Origin of the sequence: Labilibaculum manganireducens, from assembly GCF_002843385.1 — a bacterium.
GTDB lineage: Bacteria > Bacteroidota > Bacteroidia > Bacteroidales > Marinifilaceae > Labilibaculum > Labilibaculum manganireducens.
In genome coordinates this window covers 88,486-112,582 of the sequence record NZ_MVDE01000005.1, presented here as the reverse complement: position 1 = coordinate 112,582, position 24,097 = coordinate 88,486, and the positions used below count along the sequence as shown (strand labels likewise).

Here is a 24,097-nt window from a genome sequence, read left to right as displayed (position 1 = left end):
AAAGCTTTTGTATTTTTGACAAAAAAGCACAATTTAGAATTGTTCTAATAAAGAAAACTTTACTCTTTTATGAAAAGAAAGATATCTTTATGTTATGAAAAACAAATTTTTCAAAAGACTCGGTGTAATGTCCGTACTGGTACTTGCAATACTTATTGGTTCGCAGGGATTGTGGTTATGGCAGCAGTTGGAGCAGGAGAAACAGGCTTTTACCTTGGAGGTTGAAAACTCCTTACAAGGAATGATTAATTTTCATGCTCTGCAAGGCTATAGTACACCTAATCCAGACAAACCTAGTGTGGCTACCATTTCAATGAAAGAAACAACAAATGAACAAACAAATAAGGACACTTCACCTGCATTAGGAAAATCTGAGATCAACACAAAAAATTACATTCCTGATTTCGCACTGGGAAAATTGATAGAAGCTTCATTTACAGATATCAGTTTATGGAAAGGAAAATTTCATCTGTATGTTGTTGACTCATTGTTGCAAAACAATTTTCCCGAATTCGAAAAAATACAAGCTTACCGCATGCAGCTTCTGAAAAATGATCTGGCCATGGATAGTTTGCATATGGGAAAAGAAATGGGTAAGAAATGGGGAAACTCCCCCTCAATATTACATGTTCGTATTCCCTTAGGCACAAAAGGGAGCTATGTTTTTATTGCTGATTTTCAGTTGAAAACCTTTCCTTTTTTAAGAGGAATGGTATATTCCATTGGCATATCGGCACTCGCTGTTGTTTTAGTCGCCATTTTTCTGCTGTGGTTGCTGTGGAAATTGCAGCAGCAAATGGCACAGCTGCAGTGGCGCGAACGAACTGTGAGTGGTATGGTACACGATTTAAAAACCCCTTTATCTTATGTCTATACATTATTGGATTATCTGGCCAGCAAAGAACAATTGCCCGCCATGCAGCAACAGCTCAGGAATGCAAGTAGCAATGTCTACAAATTGACTCATAAAATGGAGATCTTACTGACATTATTCCGAGCGAAGAAAAAGAAGATCGTATTGGAGTGTGTGCCCTTCAATCTGGCGCAAAAGTGCAGGGATTTACTCTCGGAATTGGAGCTTGTCTATCAAGATAAACAAGCTGAATTCAAGCTGTCGATTCCTGAAAATTTAGATATTTATGTGGATCCACTTTATTTCGAAGCAGCCTTACGCAATTTGTTGGATAACGCGTTTAAATATTCGGATGCATGTGCAAAACTGGAAATTAAAGCGATTCGGGAACAAAAACAGTTACACATCTGTGTTACAGATTCGGGGAAAGGGATTCCTCAAAAAGAGCAAAGGAAAATTTTTCAGGAATTTTACCGTGCAGATAACAACAGTAAGGGGCATGGCATTGGTTTGGCTTTTACCCAACAGATAGTAAAAGCCCACAGAGGGCGCATCAGATTGGAAAGTAAGCTTGGGGAAGGCAGTATATTTTGTATTGTTCTTCCTGAAAAAGTCATTGTTTAAGTTATTAAAGAAGTGAAAATGGAACAATTGAAAGTACTGTTTGTGGATGATGATCTCAATTTAGGAAGTTTTGTTACGACCATACTAGAGACCGATTACAATTATAAAGTGCATTTCCAAAATACATTGCTGGGAATAGATACGATTGTACAAACTCTGATGCCGGATATTATTATTATGGATGTGGAAATAGGTAAAGAGAACGGAATGGATAAAGCTCAGGATATTATCGCAAAATACCCGCAAATTCCTCTGTTGTTTGTTTCCTCTCATACCGAAGATGATTTTATAACCAAAGGAATAAACATTGGGGGAAATGCTTATATCCCAAAACCTTTATCTATTCCAGTACTAGTATCTTACATTCAACGTTTTGCTTTAAAAACAAGCTTGCCGCAAATAATAGAATTGGCTGGTTATCAGCTGAATTTATCAACAAATAAATTTTTTTATAAGAAGCAGTTAATTAAGAAACTGAGTCCGTTTGAGAAGAGTGCTTTGGCAGTGCTAATGGAGCATCCCAATGAAACAGTAACTAAAGAGCAGTTGGCTGAAAAGCTATGGAACCATTCTTTGGAAACAAACAACAGTGCCAGTCTAAACAATATTTTATCGAAATTAAGAGATTTATTTAAGGATAATTCTTCTCTTAAAATCAGGAACATAAGAGGAGTAGGGTATATGATGAATTATTAAGGATATAAGGCCTGAATGATTCGTGTTTAGTATTGACTCCTACTAAAGCTGCCTTTTTAAATATTGCATAATCTCTTCTTCCTGATCGGGATGAAACCATTCAATTTCTTTGTCTCTGTTGAACCAGGAAAGCTGACGTTTGGCATATCTTCTGGAATTTCTTTTGATCAACTCAATGGCTTCATCAAGAGAAATATTTCCTTCTAAATATTCAAATAATTCTTTGTATCCAACTGTGTTTAGGGAGTTGTAATGACGGAATTCAAATAAGGTTTGTGCTTCTTCAAGCAAACCTTCTCTCATCATTAAATCAACCCGTAAGTTGATTCTTGCATACAATTCTGCTCTGTCTCTGTTTAAACCGACTTTAACAATATTGAAATCTCTCTTTTTTTTTGTGTTTGTTCTCAATTCGGAATAAGGTTTACCAGTCATTAAACAAACCTCAACCGCATGAATCACTCTTTTTGCATTTTTTAAATCAACTTGATTGTAAAATACCGGATCGAGTTGTTTTAACTGCATACGCAATGATTCAATTCCCTCTTTTTGGGCACGCTCAACAACTTCATTGCGCAAATCCGGATCAATAGTTGGTATCTCATCAATTCCATTGCAGATAGCATCGATATACATCATACTGCCACCAACTAAAAGCACTTCATTCTTTTCTTTAAAAAGATGATCAAGTAAGTCTAAGGTCTGTTGTTCGCATTCCCAGGAACTAAAATAGTCGTGAATGGAATGAGTATGAATGAAATGATGTTTTACTGCCTCCAATTGCTCCTTTTCAGGTACTGCAGTTCCAATGCTCATTTCCCGATAAACCTGACGGCTATCCGAAGAAGAGATTTCTGTATTGAAATGTTGCGCGATTTTAATGCTTAAATCGGTTTTTCCAACACCTGTAGGACCCAATAAAACAATCAGGGTTTTCGACATCAAAAGATAATTATGAATTACGAGTTATGAATTGCGGTTTTTGCATATGTTGAATGCAAAATTTAGTTTTGCACTAACTACTAACTACTAACTACTAACTACTAACTACTAACTACTAACTACTAACTACTAACTACTAACTACTAACTACTAAAGAATGTCTTCGTAGTCATCCAGACTTTCAAATTCAGGACCTTCGTTAAATTCGTCATCGAAATCGGCCAGATAATCATCGGCAGTTTTTGTTTTTTCAGATTGAGATTCAAATTCGCCGAATCCAAGACCTTCAAAACCTTCTGCATCCATTTTAATTTGTTCGGGAGCATCGCCTTCAGATAGAGTGCATTTAGGATATTTTGTTTTGGCATTTGATATTCCCTTTTTAATTAACTGAACATTGAAAAAACGATCAGAAAAGAAATCAAAAACATAAATTAACTCAGGTCTTTCCGAGGAAACAAATTCACGTATCATGGCAACATCCATTGCAACAACATTAAAATTGTCATCGTCTTCGGTATTCATTTCGAAAAGAGCTATTTCCAATCCTCTTTCATCATCGGCTCCAACCTGATAAAAAGAAGCCATTTGAGAATTATCATATCCAATCGTTTCCTGAATGGCATTGTGGAACTCTAAATAAGTTTGTTCATGATCAATTTCGATTTCAAGAACAAAATTTTTGACCTCAGGAGAGGTTATTTTAAATTTATATATCATGTTTTTATTTTGATTTTAATTGTGATAGAAACTCCATTGTATCCACATTATCGGCATAATCAAATAGTTCTGGCTCCTGCGCTTTCCCAAATGGAATTGCATCAGGGATTTCATTTCCTACAATGCATTGGATAAGTTCTGAATTTGTGTTTAAATTGATTTTCAGATCATTAATTTCGGAATAATATTCATAGTTTACAACTCCTATTGGAGAGGTAATTGCAGTATTTTCATTTAGAAGAACGAAACCGGTATCAAGGTGTTCTATTCTATTCATTAAGAACATTGAACGCTGATAATCGTAGTTGTTTGCGTATTTATTGTGATCATTTACAAACGAATAATTTTTCCAGCAGTCAAGAAGGTGAACCAAATTATATCCGACAGGGATATATATTTTTGATACATTTCGGCATCCTAATCCAAAATATAAGAATACATCTCTTCCAAGTGCTTCCAATTCTTCTTCGGTTTCGTTACCTGATATCACTGCAACCGAATTTCTGTTTCTGCGGATGATATGATCATATTTTTTGAAATAGGCTTCGAAATATCTGGCTGAATTGTTGCTCCCGGTAGCTATAATTGCATCAAATTTATTTTCGCCGCTTAATCTTTCAGATTGAAATGAGATTAGTTCTTCGAATTCAGAATTGATTTCAACTAATAGTTTTGAAACAAAATTGAGTAATTGGTTGTCTTTTGAAGATAATTTCCCAATAAAAGAATGACCGGATATTAATACGGACAGCATGTCGTGAAAGCCAACCATTGGGATGTTTCCTGCCATAATTACCGCAACTTTTATTTGCGTATTTTTATCAGAAACAGAGTATCGGTTTAACCATTCATTCAGTTCTTTCTCTTTTAAAAAAGTGCAAATACCATTTATGGATGCATGAACATGGAGTGGGGTGAACCATAAATTCTCATTTGAGACTCTGTTAAGCAAGGCTTCAAATTTGTCATAATATGCTGAATTTAGTTTGTGTTCAGCACGTTTTGCATCTTTTGATGAAAACTGAGATAGAAAATTACCTAACTCAACAAATGCCCTTATTCTTTCCGTTTTGTTCATGGTATAATTCAAAAAAATCTCCAATTAACTTTACTTTAAAAGTTATATCTGGAGAATTTGATTTCTTTACTGTTTCGCAAAGATAAAAATTGTTATCAAAGTATCTTGTTTGTTGTTTGATTTAAATTTTTTAGATTGATTTTAAAACACTGAACTTATTTTAATAGCATAAGAAGCTAGTACTAAAAACACGCTTAGAGAAAAGAGATATTTCAAAATTATTGCACCCCATGAAAATTTGAATTTTAAGTGCAGGATTAAAAGTGTGAGCATGCTTAGAATTGGAATAAGCGCGGGATACAGGAGTATGGCTTCCCAAATATCACCTTTGAGTAGGGCAAGCAGAGAAGTTTGCAAACCACAACCAGGACAAGCAATTCCAAAGTGTTTCTGGAAAGTACAGGTTGCCAGATGATTTTCGAGCCAATTGATGATGTTTTGCCACATTCGATTAAAGATATGGTCTAATTTATAAAAACAATGGTGCAAAAAAAAGCCGATGTTTTCACATCGGCTTAGTAATTTATTTTATACGCTTACAAATCTCTTCTTTGATACAGAGCATCCTCCATATCCATTTCGTCGAACTGCATGTATTTGTAAACTTCTTCTTCGTTGGCTTGAATCTTCTCTTTGTAAATTTCCATATACTCGGCAGGAGTTGGTAATTTCCCCAAAACAGAAACTACAGCACCAAGCTCGGCAGAACCCAAATAAACCTGTGCGCCTGTACCCATACGATTATTGAAGTTACGGGTCGATGTTGAATAAACATTTGCTTGATCAGGAACACGAAGTTGGTTTCCCATACACAACGAACATCCTGGAGTTTCAATACGAACACCTAACTGAGAGAAGGTTGCAAAAGTTGCTTCTTCTTTCAATACAGCCTGATCCATACGGGTAGGAGGAGCAATATATGTTCTTACTTTATCGCTTGGAGTATGTCCTTTCCAAACTTTTTCACAAGCGCGGAAGTGACCAATGTTTGTCATGCAAGAACCAATGAATACATCCTGAATTTCAGTGTTCTGTACATCAGAAAGTAATTTTACATCATCAGGATCATTTGGACAACAAAGAATCGGTTCATGAATTTCAGAAAGATCAATTTCTATAGTCGCAGCATATTCAGCATTTTCGTCTCTTGACAGCAATACAGGATTCGCCAACCACTCGTTACAAGCATCAATACGGTTCTGAATAGTTGCTGCGTCTTCGTAACCCATCTTGATCATTGATTCCATCAAGGCAACGTTAGACTTCACGTACTCAATAACACGAGCTTCGGATAACTTGATACATCCAGCTGCTGCAGAACGCTCAGCAGTCGCATCAGTCAATTCGAAGGCCTGTTCAACTGTAATGTCTTCAAGACCTTCCATCTCGATGATCTTACCATTGAATATATTGATTTTGTTCTTTTTAGGAACAGTTAATTGTCCGTTTTGAATTGCAAAATAAGGAATTGCATTTACCACATCACGCAAAGTGATACCTGGATTTAGCTTTCCTTTAAATTTGATTAATACAGATTCAGGCATATCCAATGGCATAAAACCTAAAGCTCCTGCAAAAGCAACCAAACCAGAACCGGCAGGAAAAGAAATACCCAATGGAAAACGTGTGTGAGAATCACCACCGGTACCAACAGTATCAGGAATCAAAAGACGGTTTAACCACGAGTGAATAACACCATCACCTTGCTTTAAAGGCACACCTTTACGCTCAGAAATGAATTTAGGTAAGCTTTTGTGCATTGTAACGTCTGTTGCTTTAGGATAAGCTGCTGTATGGCAGAAAGACTGCATAAACATTGGTGCTTCAAAACTCAAACAGGCTAATTCTTTAATCTCATCCCGGGTCATAGGGCCGGTTGTATCCTGAGAACCAACGGTTGTCATTTTTGGTGCACAGGAAGCTCCGGGCAATACTCCCTCAACGCCACATGCTTTTCCAACTATTTTTTGAGCCATTGTATACCCCTGATTAACCTTTGGATCTGGGTTATTGGCAACTGCAAAAATATTTGTGGCAGGCATTCCTAATAACTCACGCGATTTCTCAGTTAATGCTTTACCAATGATCAAAGGAATACGGCCACCGGCACGGTACTCATCAGCTAAAGTATCAGGGGCTAAGGAGTATGTGCTAACGACTTCTCCATTGCGGGCAATTTCACCTTTTTTATTATTGATAATGATTTCGTCACCGGTGTTAAGAACTGAAACATCAGTGATAATAGGTAATCCTCCGGAATCCTGAGTTGTATTGTAGAAAATTGGAGCAATGGCACCACCAATTACCACCCCGGCAGTACGTTTGTTTGGTACAGCAGGAATGTCTTCTCCAATATGCCATAGTAATGAGTTTGCCGCAGATTTACGAGAAGAACCCGTACCTACAACATCACCTACAAAAGCAACCTTATGACCTTCTTTTCTCCAGCCGGCAATAATTTCAATTCCATCTTCGAAACGGCCGGCTCCCATAGCTAAAGCGTGCAAAGGAATATCAGGACGGGTAAATGCCTGAGATGCAGGAGAAAAATCATCAGTATTAATCTCACCTTCTACTTTGTAAACTTTCAATTTAATTTCTTCAGGCAGTTCTGCGCGCTTAGTAAACCACTCTGCGTTTGCCCAGGATTCAAGCACACTTTTAGCCGCTGTGTTGTTCTTTGCAAGATCGGCTATTGTTTGAAACGAATCATATACCAGAATTATGCCTTTTAGAGCTTCGGCAGCTTCCTCAGCTAACGATTCATCTTTTAATGCCTCAACCAATACGGTTACATTGTAACCCCCCATCATAGTTCCTAAAATTTGAATTGCTTCCGTTTTTGTGATGATTGGGGAACTCAATTTGCCTTTTAAAAGTTGTCCAAGAAACTCTGCTTTTACTTTTGTTGAATCATCAACTCCAGGAGCAATTCTTTCAGTAAATAAATGTAATAGAAGCTCTTCGTCTCCTTTTGGAGGAGTTTCCAACAGTTTGCACAATTCAACTGTCTGTTCTGAGTTTAAAGGTAAAGCAGGAATTCCTTTCGCATTCCTTGCTTGTTCGTGTTTTAGATATTTCTCTAACATCTTGTCTTTGGAAATTGTAGTTTAAGTGTAAAAATGATATAAAAAATAGAGAATTAATTCTCTATTGACTAAGCAAACATATGGTTTTTATGATTAGGTTGTTCCTAAAAAAAATGTGTTTTATATCATATTACAGCATAAAAAAAGCTCCCCAAAAAGGAGAGCTTTAAATTGTATATCGATATACGGATTACTTTACAGAATCCATGTATTGAATTAATTCACATACTTTAGTAGAATATCCCATTTCATTGTCATACCATGAAACAACTTTCACGAATGTAGGAGACAATTGAATACCTGCTGTTGCATCGAAGATAGAAGTTCTTGTATCACCAATGAAGTCGTTAGAAACAACTGCATCTTCAGTATAACCAAGAACACCAGCTAATTCGCCTTCAGAAGCTTCTTTCATAGCAGCACAAATAGCAGCGTAAGTAGTTTCTTTTTCCAAACGAACAGTTAAATCAACTACAGATACATCTGGTGTTGGAACACGGAAAGACATACCAGTTAATTTACCATTCAAAGCAGGAATCACTACACCTACAGCTTTAGCAGCTCCAGTAGATGAAGGGATAATATTTTGTCCGGCTCCACGTCCACCTCTCCAGTCTTTCGCAGAAGGACCATCAACAGTTTTTTGAGTTGCAGTAGTAGCGTGAACAGTTGTCATTAAACCTTCGATAATACCGAATTTGTCATTCAACACTTTAGCTACAGGAGCTAAACAGTTAGTTGTACAAGAAGCATTGGAAACGAAAGCCATATCGTTAGTGTATTCTTTGTTGTTTACACCCATAACGAACATTGGAGTATCATCCTTAGAAGGAGCAGACATCACAACTTTTTTAGCACCTGCATCGATGTGACCTTGAGCTGATTCTTTTGTTAAGAAAAGACCAGTTGACTCAACTACATACTCAGCACCTACGGCACCCCAGTTAATATCAGCAGGATTTCTCTCAGCAGATACACGAACAGTTGTTCCGTTTACTACTAACATACCATTTTTCACTTCAACATCACCGTTGAATTTTCCATGAGTAGAATCATATTTTAACATGTAAGCCATGTAATCTACATCAATAAGGTCGTTAATTGCAACAACTTCGATATTGCCTTGTGCAACTGCCTGACGGAATACGAAACGTCCGATACGTCCAAATCCGTTGATACCAATTTTAATCTTTGACATTGTGTATAAATTTTAATTTATAAACCCTTTGTTTCTCAACGGCAAAAGTATGTATTTTAAAAATATTTTGTATCGAAAAAGTGAAAAAAAATAATTTATTTATTTTTCACCTAAATAAGGCTTAATACCTGTAGGTGAGTGCTTTATGTGGTGTTGTAACGATTGCAATTGGAAAATTAAGGACAAAAAAAAATCTCATTTCGTGAGATTTTTTTTTGATTTAAACCGTTTTGCTCGTACAGCTTGTATTTGTTTTTGTATAAGCAGGACATCTTTTATCAACTGCGCATGATGTTGAAATTATTCCAAGAAGGAATAATACTGCTAATGCGTAAAGTGTTTTCTTCATAGGTAATAAAATTAAAGGTCAAGTATATTCGTTTCTAAATTCGTGAAAAGATATAAAAAAATGTTGTGAAACTACAAATTGTAAATATTTGTGTTTTGTTAAATTTATACTGTCTTTTATACCTTCTCTGTATTATTTTTGTTTGGGAAATATCGAAATTATTTAATGAAAAAACTATTTCTAAGCTTATTTATCACATCGTATTTTATTTCTTTTGGCTTTTCCCAAGAGAAATCTTTTGTGTTGAAAGTTGTTACATCCATTAATAATAGTGGGGTACAAGAGAGCGCGCATGGTAATTATGAGAAGTTTTTTGTTGAGGAAATGGCATTTAAACGACTCGAAAATAAAATTTCGAAACTAAGACAAAAAGGGTATTTGGAAGCCAGTGTCGATTCTGTTTCGGTCAATAGAGATACCATTATTGCAGTAATTCATCAAGGGGGGAAATATGAATGGGAGGAAATTAATTTTTGTGGAATTGATAATTTGGACTTATCGGCATTGGGTTTACGGTCGGTAAATAAAAGAAGAAAATTTATCAGTTTCTCTGATCTGGAAATTTTGCAGACTGAAATTTTAAATCATTTAGGCGACAACGGATATCCTTTTGCTCAGTTAAAATTATCAGAAATCAGCATTGTAAATGAAAAGGTAAGTGGGGAATGGGAGATTGAACCTCATGATTTTATTCGGTGGGACAGTATTGTAATAAAGGGAACATCTAAATTAAAACCTAAGTTTTTACAAAGATATTTGGGTATTTATCCAAATAAAACATATAAGGAAAGCAGCAGTAAATTGATTTCTGAAAAAATTGGCAATTTAGGATTTGTGAAGGAAATTAAAGCGTCAGAGATTGAATTTGAGAGAGGAAAAGCAAGACTGTATACATATCTTGAAAAGGAACCGGCCAATCAGTTTGATGGAATAATCGGTTTTCAGACAAATAAGGATAATAATAAACTGGAGTTAACGGGAGAGGTAAAGTTGGCTTTGGAAAATATATTTTCAGCGGGAGAGAGTATTCGCTTTAATTGGCAGAAATTTGCAGAAAGCAGTCAGAACTTGTCGTTAGGAATGGTTTATCCCTATTTGTTTTCTTCTGGTTTGGGGATTGATTTAGGTTTTGATATTCAAAAGAAAGATTCAGCTTATTTAAGTACTGCAATTGATTTGGGTTTTCGGTTTACTCAGTCGGGTAAAAATTTCAGCAAGCTGTTTTTTAAAAGAAATTCATCATCATTACTAACTACGAACTATTTGGCCGGCTCTTCAGTGCTTCCTGATTATGCGGATGTAAAGTCTTGTTTGTATGGATTTGCTTACCATTTTGAAAATTTGGATTATTCTTTTAATCCTAAAAAAGGATGGAACCTTAATTTTTCTATTGCCACAGGAACACACAAAACAAAAAAGAATTCCGGCATTCCAAGTGAGCTATACGATAATATCGATTTATCGGATAACTTAATTGATACAGAATGGATCTTGGAATATAACATTCCAATTCAGGAAAAAGTCAGTTTCCGCCTTAGAAATAAGAGCGGGCTTAAAGATTCAAAGAATTTGTTTCAGAATGATCTTTTTAAGCTGGGAGGTTTAAACTCCTTAAGAGGGTTTAATGAAGATTCATTTAGAGCTTCGAAATATTCTGTAATGACTGCAGAATTGAGGTTTATTCCTCAACAAAACTCAAGTTTTTACTTGTTTTGGGATGGCGGATATTACAGTAATAATTACTTAAAGGATAAAATTAATGATTATCCCTGGGGAATTGGCTTTGGGTTAAATTTTGCTTCAAAATCGGGGATTTTCACCTTAAATTATGCTGTAGGAAAACAACGTAATACAAAGATTGATTTTCAGGAAGCCAAAATCCATTTTGGATTTGTAAGTCGTTTTTAATTGGTATGTGTTTAAGCTTTGCTGTTTATTTTAACCAATAAATAATAACTAATTAAAATTGAAGCTCCGGTAATACAGGAAGCTGCAATGTTTGGCAGTTGACCTTCCATTAAAAGATTAGTTGCGAAAATAATAATTAGCGCAGTTATTATTCCAATAGGAAAGGATGTAGCTATGTATTTAAAGTTAGATTTTGAAGTTTTATTGGCTAAATTTTCAAGTTGCTCAACGTCAACTTCAAATTGTTCAATTGCCTTCGAAAAGGCATTGATTTCTTCGTTGAAAAAATCATTTTCTTCCTGAGATATAAAAAATAAGAAAGAGCTAAACTGGTAATTAGCATAAATATTGTAATCCAAACGTTCCTTTTTTACAATCTCAATTTCAACGATAGTTTTCCATTTAATAGGATTAAGGGATAGAAGATTGCCAACGATACTTCCTCTGAGAAAAGTCATTCCTTGCGCATTGGCATCAACAAGAGTATAGCCCCGGACTTCATAGAATTTTATGATATCTGAAACTAATAGTTTTTTATTTCGTTTTATATTGAAGCCAACTAGCTTTTTCATGAAGGAAAATTATGTATTTCAAATGTATTAAAAAAAAAGAAATACGCCAATTTTGTCAAGTTAAATAGGTGTTGTGACAACATATTGTTCTCTAGAGTAATAACATTTTCGTGTTTTTTTTATGCTGTAATTGAATAATTTGTAAAGGTATTAGTTATTGTTTAGGAGTGCTGTGCAATAATAGATGATGATCCGGGAATGAGTGAAAAAAAGTTGTGTTTTTTATAACTCAAACTTCAAAACCAGAGTATAAGCATTGTGTTTTGCCATTTTACTAATGTAAACTTTCACTATGCTGAAGAATATTAACTCTCTCGATTGCCCTGTAAATTCATTGATTGATAGTGTTTTGAATTGTTTTTTAGAGGTTCCTATTCCTGAAAATATGGATTCTCTTTTGGATGGTTTTTCGTCCTTAAGTGGATGTCCTTGTTTGTTTATCGACTTTAAGAATCGATATGTTCATAGTAACAACAGTAAGGCAATTACACTTTTGGATCGTGAACTGACCCAGAATAGTAATAATCTTTTTGCTGATATACAAAAAATAAAATCAGTAAGAGAAGATGAGAGTGTTGAGTTTGTTTATGGGAAACATGCCAGAGGCGTTTTTGTGCCTGTTAAAGTTAAAAAGGTGGTTTTAGGGTATTTTGCTTATGGTCAGTTTATTGAAAAAACAGATCCTTTGGCTTTAAAAATAGAAAAAGGAATTCCGCTCACAAATGAAGAAAAAGAAGATGCGAAGCTTCTAAAAATATTATCAAGAGAAGAAATTGAAGCGAATATTTACAAATCAATTCGTTTTGTAAAAGGAATTTCTTCACAATTCGAAATGAATTATGATTTAAAGAATGAAATCAGAAAGAATCAGGAAACAGCAAATCAACTTCGGGTTCAAAAAACGTTCTTTGAAAATTTATTTGAGAACTCTCCGGAGGCAATCGCTATTTTAGATAATGAAGATAAGGTAATTCAGGCAAATCAGGAATTTCTTCGTTTGTTTGAGTATACACTGGAGGAGATTATATCCCAAAAGATAAATGATCTGATTGTTCCTGAAAGGTATAAAGACGAAGGAGCCAGTGCTACAAAAGATGCTTCTGTTGGGCAACTGGTTGACATGACAACTATTCGTCAAACCAAAACAGGAAAGCAGATTCATGTACAGGTAATGGGAAAACCTATTGTTTTGGATAACGATCAGCTTGCTGTTTATGGAATTTACCGAAATTTGACTCAACAGGTTTGGAATCAAAAAAGCCAGCAGATCATCTATCATATCTCAGAAATTCTGAATTCTTCTATGAATTCTGTAGAGATGATTAGTAAAATAGGAGAAGAATTAGTGCAGATTGTTGGAGCAGGAAGATTATTTCTGGAACTGATTGCCTCTAACAGGCGGTCTCTGAACTCTTTTACTGAAAATGATGAAGCCTTTAAAACTATTCGTTATTCAGAGTCGTTAAGCAGTGCTGTAATTCGAGAAAAAAGAATGCTTTATTTGAATGATAATCAAATAAATGATGCGGTTATTTCAAATAGACTATCTTTAGAAATAACTCCAAAGAGTTGGCTAGGTATTCCTCTTATTGCTGAGGAGAGGATGTTAGGTGTTTTTGGAGTTGTTGGTTTTGTTGAAGATTCAGAAATGAATTCGGAGAGCATAAAATTACTTGAATTTCTTTCGGTTCAGCTAGCTGCAGGAGTAATAAAAAAAACAAAGGATAGCAAATTAAGGATACTGCAACGCTCCATGCAGCAGAGTCCTGCATCTATTGTTATTACTGATTTAAAAGGGGACATAGAATATGTTAATCCAAAGTTTTGTGATATTACAGGTTACAGTTTGAAAGAAGTAGTAGGCAGAAATCCCAGAATTCTTAAGTCGGGTATTACTCCTGATGAAACGTATAAAGATTTGTGGAATAGTGTTTTGTCTGGTGATGAGTGGCAGGGTGAATTTTTGAATGTAAAGAAAAATAAAGAATTGTTTTGGGAAAGAGCCAATCTTTCTGCCATAAAAGATGAATTTGGTACAATCACTCATATTGTTGCAGTAAAAGAGGATATTACGGATGCGAAGCATTTTGAGAAGGAATTGCTTGAATCAAAAAATAAAGCTGAAGAATCAGATCGGTTAAAATCTGCGTTTTTAGCAAATATGTCTCATGAATTAAGAACTCCGCTAAATGCTGTGATCGGATTTTCCAGTTTATGTGATGATTCATTATCAATGACTGAAATTCTTGAATTTGTCGGTTTAATAAATAAGAGTGGCAATCAACTTTTAGGCATTATAGAAGATATTTTAAGCTTTACTTCTATAGAAAGTGAAGCTTTTCAAATTAACGAAGAGGAATTTTTCATGTTCAATTTTATTGAGGATGTTAAGAAAATTTCTGAGGAAAAACGAGTTCAGGAGAATAAAGAGCGTTTGGGATTACAATTTAAAAAAGATGAGAATTTTTCCAGAGTATTGGTTAAATCGGATTATCAGAGATTATTGCAGGTTGTAACTAATTTAATAAAGAATGCCTTTAAATTTACAAACGAAGGATATGTTGAGTTTGGATATAAGGTTGAAGGTGAGGAATTATGTATATATGTAAAGGATAGTGGCGTTGGAATTAATGAAGATAAAAAAAATGTGATTTTTGATCGGTTTAGACAAGCTGATGATTCCATCACCAGAACTTTTGGAGGAACTGGTCTGGGATTAGCTATTTGCAAAAAAACAATGGATATGTTAGGCGGTTCAATAGAGGTCGAATCGGAGCCTAATGTAGGATCAGTTTTTACTTTAAGATTAAATTGTGTAATTTCTAAAACCGATACTAAGAAAGAATTTAATAATACAAATGGTATGCAAACATCAAATTCACCATTAATATTAGTTGCCGAAGATGAAATTTCGAATTTCAAACTAATAGAAGCCATATTAAAACGAAATAGTTATGAGGTTGTAAGAGCCGAGAATGGAGAAGAAGCTGTTGAAATATGCAGGCAAAATCCTAATATCTGTTTGGTTCTGATGGATATACGAATGCCTGTAATGGATGGACTAATTGCTACCAAAAAAATTAAGGGTTTTAGTCCTAGCCTGCCAATAATTGCACAAACAGCTTATGCTATGGACGGCGACGAAAATAAAGCAATAGAGGAAGGTTGTGATGATTATATTTCAAAGCCAATAAGAAAAGAGCTTTTGCTGGAAAAAATAAAAGCATTGATCTAGTTCTTTAGAGTTGCTTTGAATTGAAAAACCGTCAAGAGAGACGGTTTTTCTTTTTTAATACCTTTTTGGAACAATTATTCATGTTGCGTAAGATGATGTAATTGAGCTGTATTTTTGTTTTTAGGATAAAAGGTGTACCTTAATTATATGAATTGAATAGTTGGGATTTGAGAAAAAGAGGGAACCTGTTATTTGCATTGTTGATACTTATATGTGTCATTGAGATTCATTCCTGTAGAAATGATCTTAGTTTTATTGTGCATGAAAGGAAAATCTCCAAGAGAATAAAAGACGGACTATTTAATGTGAAATATCCAGAATTAAAATACAGTGGTACTAATTCCCGGAAGGTATGCGATTCAATTAATTCAAATATTAAGAGTTTTGTAAATTCACTTGTGAAAGAAATGGATTGCAATGAGAATTGTGAGTTTAAATTAGAGCGAAAATCTTGTGGCAGGGAATTAAAAATTGACTACAATCTGGATGTTTTTGACCAAGATTATATAAGTGCCCGATTTACAATTTACTCCTACCAAGGTGGAGCTCATGGCCGAACTTATTACAAGTGTTTTAATTTTAGTGTGCAGCGAGCAGAACAATTAAAATTAAACGATTTACTGTATTTAAAACAGAAGAAGGAATTACAAGTGTTAAATAAATTGCTGGTTAAATATTTTGAGAATCCCGATCAGTGTTTTAGTGAAATTCCTTTTGTTACGTCTGATTTCGAATTTTTCTCATATCAGAATGATGGTTTTATATTTTCTTTTTCAGATAGCTCACTAGGAGATTATGTGTGTGGACCTGCAGAGATTAAAATTCCTTTATGGGAGTTGAAACAGAACGGATTATTGAGATTATAGCCACTGAAAAAACATTTTATGAATGTCCATGCATAAAGTATTTTACAAACAGGAAGATGATTATTCCAGCATGGTAATCCCGACTTTCGGGATCATATGGACATAAAATAAAAAAATAAACAGATGAAACGAGCCATGAGAAGACTTTTCTTACACACGAGGATGACTAAGCTGGCGAGTTCTCCCGAAACAAGTTCGGGACAGGCTATATGGCAATAAAAAACAAATTCAGACACATGAAAGCACTCGTCATTGGAGGATCGGGTTTTACAGGAAGGAAATTAATTGAACTTCTGGTAAAGGACAGCGATTATACTCAGGTTTGTGCATTGGTACGAAGTGAGATTGACCTTGTTGATGAAAAATTTATCCAAATTAAGGTAGATTTTGAAGCTCTTTCATCTGAAAATATTCCTGAGTGCTGCGATATTGCTTTCTGTTGTTTTGGAACAACCATTCGAAAAGCTCAATCGAAGGATAATTTTCGAAAAGTAGACTTTGAGTACATTACGCATTTTGCAAAACTTTGTGAGATGCATTGCATAAAAGAGTTTCATTTAGTAAGTGCAATATGGGCAAGCCCTCAATCCATTTTCTTTTATCAAAAGGTGAAGGGGGAGCTTGAATGTTTTATTAATTCACTGAATTTCGAAACAGTAGTTATTTATCGTCCATCAGTGATTTACGGAAATAGAAAAGAATTTCGGCCTTTCGAAGCATTTGCTGCATGGATCAGCCGAAATTTGAATTTTCTTTTTGTTGGTAAATTGAAAAGAATTGCAGCCGTTACCGGAGATCAGCTGGCGAAGACAATTCATCAAAATTCTAAAAAAAATATTTTAGGCAGGTGGATTATTGAATCTGAAGAAATATCCAAAACCCAATAATAAACCTGTATTCTCTAGGCTCTGTTAACATCTCTTGCAGAGGCCTGGTTAGCAGGCATTATCAAAATATCATTGATGTTGACGTGAGCTGGTCTGGTGGCAATAAACTCAACTGTTTCGGCAATATCTTCGGCATAAAGAGGTGTAAATCCATTATATACCTGTTCTGCTTTTTCCGAATCACCTTTAAACCGCACCAGTGAAAACTCTGTTTCAACCATTCCCGGAGCAATAGAAGAAACCTTAATATTGTGAGGCAGTAAATCAATTCTCATTCCTTTTGTGATGGCATCAACCGCATGTTTTGTTGCGCAATACACATTTCCACCCGGGTAAACTTCTTTTCCGGCTATTGAAGTAATGTTAATAATTTGTCCTTTTTTTCTCTCAATCATTAAAGGGCTAATTGTTCTTGTTACGTATAGAAGGCCTTTTAAATTGGTATCAATCATTCTTTCCCAATCGTCAATTATTCCTTCCTGAACAGGAGATACACCAACCGCTAATCCTGCATTGTTTAACAGCAAATCAATTTTAATCCATTCCTTAGGCAGAGAGTTTATCTTTGATTCAACTTCTTTTTGATTTCTTACATCCAATTCAATTGCTAAAATCTTTACATGGTAATCTGCAATTATTTCTTGTTTTAATTTTTCCAGATTTTCTTTTCGTCGTCCCGAAATAATTAAGTCAAATCCTATTTTGGCTAATTTTTTAGCACAAGCTTCGCCAATGCCTGCAGTCGCTCCTGTTATAAATGCAATTTTGTTCATTGTATTTGAAAATTTATTCAGATTTCACTTCAGAATATCTTATGATTTTTATCGAGGTAGTAAAGTTAAAAACTACTGGGATTATTCGTGTTACTATCTTATTTTTTTTAATTTTAAATATTATCACCTAAACTCTTTCACTATGATAAATCAGGACGTTTCGATACAATTAGCAGAAGATTTGGGAATTAACCAAGAGGGATTTGAAAGGATTTCTAAAAATCTTGGACGACTACCTAATTTATTGGAATTACAGATTTATTCTGTAATGTGGTCCGAAAATGTTTCTTACAAGAGTTCTTTTAATTGGATAAATTCATTCCCAAATACAGGAGCAAATATTATTTCCGGAGCTCGCCAGTCCAATGCCGGGGTTGTTGATATTGGAAACGGGGAATATTGTGTTTTTAAAATGGGAACACACAATCATCCCAGTGGAATAGATCCTTATCAAGGAGCAGCAACCTGTGTAGGTGATGTTTGTCGTGATATCGTATCCGTTGGGGCAAAACCGATAGTTATTTTAAATTCACTGCGTTTTGGTGAAGCTTCTTTGGATCGAACCAAATGGTTAATGGATGAGGTGGTGAAGGGTATTCGTGATTATTCCTCCGTTCTTTATATGGAAAAAATGGGAGGAGAGGTTTGTTTTAATTCCTGCTATGATACAAATCCTCTTGTTAATATTCTGGTTGCTGGAATTGTTCCAAAGGAAAAATTACTGCTTAACAGGAAAATGATTCCGGGCCAGTTGATTCTGATTGTTGGTAATTCGACTGGTGCAGAAGGCGTTTTTGGTCAGGATGAAAATTTCACAATCCCAAAAGGGAATCCCGATATTGGAAGTGTATTAATTGACAGTATTCTTAAACTGAATGATGAAAATGCAATTGTTCGTATCGAGAATTTAGATATGGCCGGCATCGTTAATGCTGTAGCGTCTATAAGTGTACATGCAAAACATGGTGTAGATATTGATCTAAATCAAATACCTCTTAATCAGCCAGGATTAGGTTTGGAACAAGTTCTTTTATCAAGAACGCAAGAAAGAATGATGCTGGTTATTGATAAAGATAAGCAGGATTTAGTTTTTAGTGTATTTGAGAAAGCCAGGATTCCATGTGGTAAAATAGGAGAAATAACTGATGATAAAACGATTCGGTTTACTGAGGCTTCAAATGTAGTAGCGGAATTAAATGCACATGATTTAGTGATGGGATATGGCGCTCCTCAATCAAATAGAAAGCATCATCCTATCCTCAAAGAAAAAGATGTTGATTTTTTAGAGATTGTTCCTGAACCTGATAATTACTGGAAGGTGATTAATCAAATGGTCAATAATCCAAATTTGATAATTAAGGAGTCTTTGCAACTTGATTTTGAAGAGGAAACAAACCAGTCGCCTTCCGATGCTCAGATATCAATGAAGAATTCAAATGGTAGAGCTCTTTGTTTTACAGTATCAGGTAATTCAGTTTATTCATTCAATAATCCAAATTTGGGTGCGCAAATTAATATTGCCAGAGCAGTTCGACGTATTGTTTGTTCAGGGGGAAAGCCTTTGGCACTTAACGATTGTTTGAATTTTGGCAGCCCTTTAGAAGAAAATGTTTTTTCACAATTTGTGGAAACCATTAAAGGAATTTCCAATGCCAGCGAATTTTTCGACACTCCGGTTGTCGGAGGAAATGTGAGTTTTTATAATGAAAGCTCGGTGCTTGGAAAACGGGTTGCCATAAATCCAACCCCAATAATTGGTATGCTTGGTGTTATTAGCCCGAAGACGAATCACATGTCGTATATGTACAGAAATAAGGGTGATGTAATTTTTTTGGTTGGGGAATCCCGAAATGATATTTCAGGTTCTGAATACTTGTGCTCAATTCATAAGAAGTGTAATGTTGGTGTTCCTTACTTCAATCTTGATGAAGAGAAAGCTATTAATTGGACTGTTGCCAATTTAATTGAGAAGAAATTGATTAGCTCTGCTCATTCCGTTGAAAGAGGTGGCCTTTTCTTTAATTTAATAGAATCATCTATGCCATTAGGATTTGGTTTTGATATTACCTCTCCTGCTGAAATACGTCAGGATGCATTCTTGTTTGGGGAAGCCCAAGGGCGGGTGGTCGTTTCTGTCTCCATGGAAAACGAAGATCGTTTTGTGGACATGATGATGGAGAGTGGAGTTCGGTTTTCTACTTTGGGTCATGTCACCAAGGGGGAGTTAAGAATTGATGATATTTCATATGGTTCCATTGACGAATATAAAAAAGGATATCAACAAAAAGCAATTAAGTGAGTTTTTAGAACAATATGAGTGTTTAACTTTTTAACAAAGAATCAAGTAATGGTTCTTTGTTTTTCATTCACTATATTTGTGCCTTTATAATTAAATTGGTCTGCGGGCTGTACATTTTAATCATTAGATTTTTTTATTCGTGGTAAATCCCTATAAAGATTTAGATAAAAGCAAAAAAGATCAGGTTGCCCTGATGTTTAATAATATTGCAAGGAAATATGATTTTTTGAATCATTTTTTATCCATGGGAATTGATAAGCTTTGGAGAAGGAAAGCTGTTAAATTATTACAATCCATTCAACCCAGGCAACTTTTGGATATTGCAACAGGAACGGGCGATTTTGCCTTGGCTTGTTTGAAATTAAATCCTGATAAAGTGACAGGAATTGATATTTCAACTGAAATGCTTGCGGTAGGCCGGGAGAAGATTGCCAAGAAAAATCTTCAGGATAAAATAGAATTATTTGAAGGAGATTCAGAAAATATTAAGTTTGATGATAACTCATTCGATGCAATAACTGTAGCTTTTGGTGTTCGTAATTTCGAGAATTTAGAAAAAGGATTACAAGAAATGAATCGTGTTGTGCGTCCGGGAGGAAAAGTGGTTGTTCTTGAATTTTCAAAACCTAAAAATTTTCCGGTAAAACAATTTTACAATTTTTACTTTTTTAATATACTTCCTTTCTGGGGTAAAATGGTTTCTAAGGACAGTTCAGCATATACCTACTTACCGGAATCTGTAGGAGCTTTTCCTGATGGAGAGAATTTCCTGGAAATATATAAATCCTGTGGTTTTGTTGATGTTGAGCAAATAAAGTTGAGTTTTGGAATTGCCTCTATTTACATTGGAACCAAACCAGTACAATAAAAGAGTATTTTGTAGGTTTATACTTAAAAGCATTCCGAAATTTGAAAAGAATACTATTTATACTGTTGTTATTGCTTAGCTTTTTATCCTGTTTTTCACAGAGAGGATATAAAGCCGAGAGCATTTTAAACTATCAAAAAATAGATCAGAAATGGTTGCATTTTGGGTTTACTTTGGGTGTGAACAGCATGGATTTTGCGATATATAATTCCGGGAAAGGTGATGCCCGTGCAGAACAGGTTGTTTTCTCTCCGGGCTTTACGGTTGGAATTGTTTCTGATTTACGTTTGCACGAAGATTGGTCTCTGCGATTTTTGCCTGGCTTGGAATTTGGACAGCGAACCATAAGATATTCTAATCTGGATGTGGAAGAGGTTAATGTTGAATCTGTATTAGTAAATCTTCCTTTATTGCTAAAATATAGAGCCAGACGGCTGAATAATTATCGTCCTTATTTAATTGGAGGTGCAAGTTTTAAAATTGATGTGCAATCGCAGGATGCTTTAGATCCGGAAAACGATATGCTGGTGAGGCTCAAAAACACAGATATGTATTTAGAGTTGGGAGCGGGGATCGATTTTTATTTACCCTATTTTAAGCTTGCGACTGAATTGAAATTTGCAATCGGATTAAAGGATATTATGAATCATGAATATGATATTGATAATCCGGGATATGAAGCTTACACCGATGCTTTTAGGAAAGTGAATTCTAAAATCATTACTCTTTCCTTTCATTTCGAATAGGGATTTTCATCTCATAATATTTTCTTAGAATGATTACCGAATTAGATATAGTATTAAGTCCGAAGGATGCTTCAGACAAAAAATATTACCTACCTATTTTAGCTAAAAAATTAGGTGTGAATGTTTCGCAGATTCATGGAATAAAAATTCTGAGAAAATCGATTGACGCACGTCGGAGAAACATTTTAGTTAATCTTCGGTTTCGTGTTGCCTGTGGGGGAGAATTCCCTCAATCCGAAGAATTTGCATTCGATTATTCTAATGTTGCAGGTGAAAAGAAAGTGATTGTGGTTGGTGCAGGACCCGCAGGTTTGTTTGCCGCTCTTCGATTAATTGAACTGGGATATCAGCCAATTGTTTTGGAAAGAGGCAAAAGTGTTGAGGACAGAAAGAAAGATTTGGGAGAATTACATCGGACTCGAAATGTAAATCCGGACTCTAATTATAGTTTTGGCGAAGGAGGAGCAGGAACATTCTCCGACGGTAAATTGTATACTCGCTCCAAGAAGCGTGGAGATCTTAAGAAAATTTTGAACGTTTTACATTTTCATGGTGCTCAGGATGACATTTTATTTGATGCACATCCACACATTGGTACTGATGTTCTGCCAAAGGTAATTGTTCGAATACGTGAAAATATTCTAAAAGCTGGTGGACAGGTACATTTTTCAACGAAGGTGGTTGATTATGTTTTGGAAGGCGATCGAATTTGTGGTGTTATTACTGAAAGTGGTGAGGAAATTGTTGGAGAGGGAGTAATACTGGCAACAGGCCATTCTGCCCGTGATGTATATCGAAAGCTCCACAAACGGGGAATTGAGATAGAGGCTAAATCATTTGCAATGGGCGTTCGAATTGAGCATTCGCAAGAGTTGATTGATCAAATTCAATATCACAATCCTGCAGGGCGGGGTGATTATCTTCCTGCAGCAAGTTACAGTTTTGTCCATCAGGTGGAAGACCGGGGTGTGTACTCATTTTGCATGTGTCCGGGAGGCGTAATTGTTCCTGCAGCAACAGGAGACAGACAACAGGTTGTTAACGGAATGTCTTCTTCGAATAGAAATACAGCTTTTGCAAATTCGGGTATGGCTGTTGAAATTCGCACTCGGGATTTGAAAGAGTATCAGCAATATGGTGCTTTGGCGGGTTTGTATTTTCAGGAAGAATTGGAAGAAAGAGCATTTGTTGAAGGTGGCGAAAATTTAACCGCTCCTGCTCAACGAATGAACGATTTTGTGAATGGGAAAAAGAGTAGTTCTTTACCCAAAACGTCTTATCAACCTGGAATTGTATCTTCTCCCATGCATGAGTGGTTGCCGGAGCATATTCGATTCCGTTTGCAGGAGGGATTTAAAGTGTTTGGGCAAAAGTCCAAAGGTTTTCTGACTAATGAGGCCGTAATTTTGGGTGTAGAGTCAAGAACATCATCACCTGTGCGAATTCCCAGAGAAAGAGAAAGTTTTCAGCACATCCGAATTGAAGGCTTGTTTCCTTGTGGCGAAGGTGCTGGTTATGCCGGAGGAATCGTATCTGCAGCAATGGACGGAGAGCAATGTGCCGATGCATTCGACAGATATCAAAATCCGAATAAATAACTAGAATTCTTGTCTCCTGAATTCTGAACAAATAATAGAGGCCGCAACTGATACGTTAAGAGACTCTGAAGTGGCTTGTCCATTTGGGAAATCAGGAATGTAGAGTTTGTTGGTTACTAACTTTTGAATCGTTTCAGAAACACCTTTTCCTTCATTTCCCATAATGATAAATCCCTTTTTCTGAAGTTGACAATTGTAGATGATTTCTCCTTCAAGAAAGGTACCGTAAACAGGGAAATCAGGTGTTTTATATTTCAAAATTAATTTTTCAAGATCTGTATAGATGATATTTACATTTGAAATGGCTCCCATGGTAGCTTGAATCACTTTTGAATTGTAAAGATCGACGGTGTTGCGAGAACAGAATATATGCTTTATACCAAACCAGTCGGCTATTCTTATTATGGTACCCAAATTTCCGGGATCCTGAACATCATCAAGAATCAAAGACAATGAATCCTGAATGACTGTTTCGTTTATAAGTTGAGATGGGATTTTAAAAACAGCAACTACCGTTGACGGTGTTTTTAAAGAGCTGATTTTTTTTATTTGAGTCGCATCTGTTTCAATACGATTGTTGATTTTTGCTTTGTTGTAAATAGAATTACATTCTTTCCATTCTTTGGTGTAAATAAGAAATTCAACTTCGGTTTTCGCCTCAACAAGATCTGATACTAATTTATTTCCTTCTGCTACGAAAAGCTGATGCTGATCCCTGTATTTTTTCTGTTGAAGGCTGGTTATCAGTTTGATTTGATTTTTGGATAGCACGGTTTTTATTTTGAAAAATTATCAT

The 24,097-nt window shown here is 35.4% G+C and carries 19 protein-coding genes; 10 read left to right on the top strand and 9 right to left on the bottom strand.

Annotated features, from left to right (window positions below):
* The first annotated feature begins 127 nt into the window (after window positions 1-127).
* Together BZG01_RS05325 and BZG01_RS05320 are read left to right on the top strand one after the other, a co-directional pair.
* Window positions 128-1,477 carry a sensor histidine kinase gene (locus BZG01_RS05325; RefSeq protein WP_180327231.1) on the top strand — a complete coding sequence of 450 codons (1,350 nt, stop codon included), beginning with the start codon at window positions 128-130 and terminating at the stop codon, window positions 1,475-1,477.
* Window positions 1,478-1,495: 18 nt separating this feature from the next.
* Window positions 1,496-2,173 (top strand): response regulator transcription factor, encoded by a 678-nt coding sequence (locus BZG01_RS05320; protein ID WP_101308797.1) that lies wholly within the window; start codon window positions 1,496-1,498, stop codon window positions 2,171-2,173.
* Window positions 2,174-2,215: 42 nt separating this feature from the next.
* Here the strand turns inward: BZG01_RS05320 and miaA are convergent, their stop codons facing one another.
* From miaA to gap, 6 genes are all read right to left on the bottom strand, one after another.
* A complete protein-coding gene (miaA, locus tag BZG01_RS05315; protein ID WP_101308796.1) occupies window positions 2,216-3,115 on the bottom strand; it encodes a tRNA (adenosine(37)-N6)-dimethylallyltransferase MiaA in 900 nt (299 codons plus the stop codon).
* Window positions 3,116-3,265: 150 nt separating this feature from the next.
* Window positions 3,266-3,835, bottom strand: a complete 570-nt coding sequence (locus tag BZG01_RS05310) for an IS1096 element passenger TnpR family protein (protein ID WP_101308795.1) — start codon at window positions 3,833-3,835, stop codon at window positions 3,266-3,268.
* A gap of 4 nt (window positions 3,836-3,839) precedes the next feature.
* A complete protein-coding gene (locus BZG01_RS05305) occupies window positions 3,840-4,937 on the bottom strand; it encodes an acyl-CoA reductase (RefSeq protein ID WP_218973010.1) in 1,098 nt (365 codons plus the stop codon).
* Window positions 4,938-5,054: 117 nt separating this feature from the next.
* The gene (locus BZG01_RS22085; protein ID WP_101308793.1) at window positions 5,055-5,360 is read right to left on the bottom strand and encodes a DUF2752 domain-containing protein; all 306 of its coding nucleotides are present in this window, start codon (window positions 5,358-5,360) and stop codon (window positions 5,055-5,057) included.
* Between the two features lie 89 nt (window positions 5,361-5,449).
* Window positions 5,450-8,002, bottom strand: a complete 2,553-nt coding sequence (locus BZG01_RS05295) for a bifunctional aconitate hydratase 2/2-methylisocitrate dehydratase (protein WP_101308792.1) — start codon at window positions 8,000-8,002, stop codon at window positions 5,450-5,452.
* Between the two features lie 190 nt (window positions 8,003-8,192).
* The gene (gene gap, locus BZG01_RS05290; RefSeq protein ID WP_101308791.1) at window positions 8,193-9,200 is read right to left on the bottom strand and encodes a type I glyceraldehyde-3-phosphate dehydrogenase; all 1,008 of its coding nucleotides are present in this window, start codon (window positions 9,198-9,200) and stop codon (window positions 8,193-8,195) included.
* A gap of 514 nt (window positions 9,201-9,714) precedes the next feature.
* Here gap and BZG01_RS05285 point away from each other — a divergent pair.
* A complete protein-coding gene (locus tag BZG01_RS05285; protein ID WP_101308790.1) occupies window positions 9,715-11,457 on the top strand; it encodes a BamA/TamA family outer membrane protein in 1,743 nt (580 codons plus the stop codon).
* A gap of 11 nt (window positions 11,458-11,468) precedes the next feature.
* Here the strand turns inward: BZG01_RS05285 and BZG01_RS05280 are convergent, their stop codons facing one another.
* Window positions 11,469-12,029, bottom strand: coding sequence for a hypothetical protein (locus BZG01_RS05280; protein ID WP_101308789.1), 561 nt, complete (start codon window positions 12,027-12,029; stop codon window positions 11,469-11,471).
* 292 nt (window positions 12,030-12,321) lie between these two features.
* Between BZG01_RS05280 and BZG01_RS05275 the strand changes: the two genes are divergently transcribed.
* The 3 genes from BZG01_RS05275 to BZG01_RS05265 all read left to right on the top strand — a co-directional run bounded on the left by BZG01_RS05275 (window position 12,322) and on the right by BZG01_RS05265 (window position 17,017).
* The gene (locus BZG01_RS05275) at window positions 12,322-15,264 is read left to right on the top strand and encodes a PAS domain S-box protein (RefSeq protein ID WP_101308788.1); all 2,943 of its coding nucleotides are present in this window, start codon (window positions 12,322-12,324) and stop codon (window positions 15,262-15,264) included.
* A gap of 305 nt (window positions 15,265-15,569) precedes the next feature.
* Entirely contained in the window at window positions 15,570-16,130 is a 561-nt protein-coding gene (locus tag BZG01_RS05270) for a PdaC/SigV domain-containing protein (RefSeq protein WP_180327230.1), read from the top strand.
* Window positions 16,131-16,366: 236 nt separating this feature from the next.
* Entirely contained in the window at window positions 16,367-17,017 is a 651-nt protein-coding gene (locus BZG01_RS05265; protein ID WP_180327229.1) for a Rossmann-fold NAD(P)-binding domain-containing protein, read from the top strand.
* Between the two features lie 14 nt (window positions 17,018-17,031).
* On the opposite strand, the gene BZG01_RS05260 is transcribed toward BZG01_RS05265, so the two are convergent.
* Window positions 17,032-17,790, bottom strand: a complete 759-nt coding sequence (locus BZG01_RS05260; protein WP_101308870.1) for an SDR family oxidoreductase — start codon at window positions 17,788-17,790, stop codon at window positions 17,032-17,034.
* A 142-nt stretch (window positions 17,791-17,932) separates the two neighbouring features.
* On the opposite strand from BZG01_RS05260, the gene purL reads away from it, so the two are divergent.
* The 4 genes from purL to BZG01_RS05240 all read left to right on the top strand — a co-directional run bounded on the left by purL (window position 17,933) and on the right by BZG01_RS05240 (window position 23,301).
* Window positions 17,933-20,089: a phosphoribosylformylglycinamidine synthase subunit PurL gene (gene purL / locus BZG01_RS05255; RefSeq protein WP_180327228.1), complete on the top strand. Its 2,157-nt coding sequence runs from the start codon at window positions 17,933-17,935 to the stop codon at window positions 20,087-20,089.
* A 139-nt stretch (window positions 20,090-20,228) separates the two neighbouring features.
* Window positions 20,229-20,957 carry a bifunctional demethylmenaquinone methyltransferase/2-methoxy-6-polyprenyl-1,4-benzoquinol methylase UbiE gene (gene ubiE, locus BZG01_RS05250; RefSeq protein WP_218973009.1) on the top strand — a complete coding sequence of 243 codons (729 nt, stop codon included), beginning with the start codon at window positions 20,229-20,231 and terminating at the stop codon, window positions 20,955-20,957.
* Between the two features lie 41 nt (window positions 20,958-20,998).
* On the top strand, window positions 20,999-21,703 hold the full coding sequence (gene porT / locus BZG01_RS05245; protein ID WP_143470839.1) for a type IX secretion/gliding motility protein PorT/SprT: 705 nt from the start codon (window positions 20,999-21,001) through the stop codon (window positions 21,701-21,703).
* A gap of 29 nt (window positions 21,704-21,732) precedes the next feature.
* Window positions 21,733-23,301, top strand: a complete 1,569-nt coding sequence (locus BZG01_RS05240) for an NAD(P)/FAD-dependent oxidoreductase (protein ID WP_101308783.1) — start codon at window positions 21,733-21,735, stop codon at window positions 23,299-23,301.
* Here BZG01_RS05240 and BZG01_RS05235 read toward each other — a convergent pair whose 3' ends face one another.
* A complete protein-coding gene (locus BZG01_RS05235; protein ID WP_101308782.1) occupies window positions 23,302-24,072 on the bottom strand; it encodes a TrmH family RNA methyltransferase in 771 nt (256 codons plus the stop codon).
* Window positions 24,073-24,097 lie beyond the last annotated feature (25 nt).

Excerpts from the sequence above, each read along its gene's own strand:
- BZG01_RS05240 (WP_101308783.1), top strand. The coding sequence starts at position 21,733 with ATGATTACCGAATTAGATATAGTATTAAGTCCGAAGGATGCTTCAGAC.
- miaA (WP_101308796.1), bottom strand. The coding sequence starts at position 3,115 with ATGTCGAAAACCCTGATTGTTTTATTGGGTCCTACAGGTGTTGGAAAA.
- BZG01_RS05285 (WP_101308790.1), top strand. The coding sequence starts at position 9,715 with ATGAAAAAACTATTTCTAAGCTTATTTATCACATCGTATTTTATTTCT.
- BZG01_RS05265 (WP_180327229.1), top strand. The coding sequence starts at position 16,367 with ATGAAAGCACTCGTCATTGGAGGATCGGGTTTTACAGGAAGGAAATTA.
- BZG01_RS05275 (WP_101308788.1), top strand. The coding sequence starts at position 12,322 with ATGCTGAAGAATATTAACTCTCTCGATTGCCCTGTAAATTCATTGATT.
- BZG01_RS05260 (WP_101308870.1), bottom strand. The coding sequence starts at position 17,790 with ATGAACAAAATTGCATTTATAACAGGAGCGACTGCAGGCATTGGCGAA.
- BZG01_RS05280 (WP_101308789.1), bottom strand. The coding sequence starts at position 12,029 with ATGAAAAAGCTAGTTGGCTTCAATATAAAACGAAATAAAAAACTATTA.
- purL (WP_180327228.1), top strand. The coding sequence starts at position 17,933 with ATGATAAATCAGGACGTTTCGATACAATTAGCAGAAGATTTGGGAATT.
- BZG01_RS05325 (WP_180327231.1), top strand. The coding sequence starts at position 128 with ATGTCCGTACTGGTACTTGCAATACTTATTGGTTCGCAGGGATTGTGG.
- BZG01_RS22085 (WP_101308793.1), bottom strand. The coding sequence starts at position 5,360 with ATGTGGCAAAACATCATCAATTGGCTCGAAAATCATCTGGCAACCTGT.
- BZG01_RS05295 (WP_101308792.1), bottom strand. The coding sequence starts at position 8,002 with ATGTTAGAGAAATATCTAAAACACGAACAAGCAAGGAATGCGAAAGGA.
- gap (WP_101308791.1), bottom strand. The coding sequence starts at position 9,200 with ATGTCAAAGATTAAAATTGGTATCAACGGATTTGGACGTATCGGACGT.
- BZG01_RS05310 (WP_101308795.1), bottom strand. The coding sequence starts at position 3,835 with ATGATATATAAATTTAAAATAACCTCTCCTGAGGTCAAAAATTTTGTT.
- BZG01_RS05320 (WP_101308797.1), top strand. The coding sequence starts at position 1,496 with ATGGAACAATTGAAAGTACTGTTTGTGGATGATGATCTCAATTTAGGA.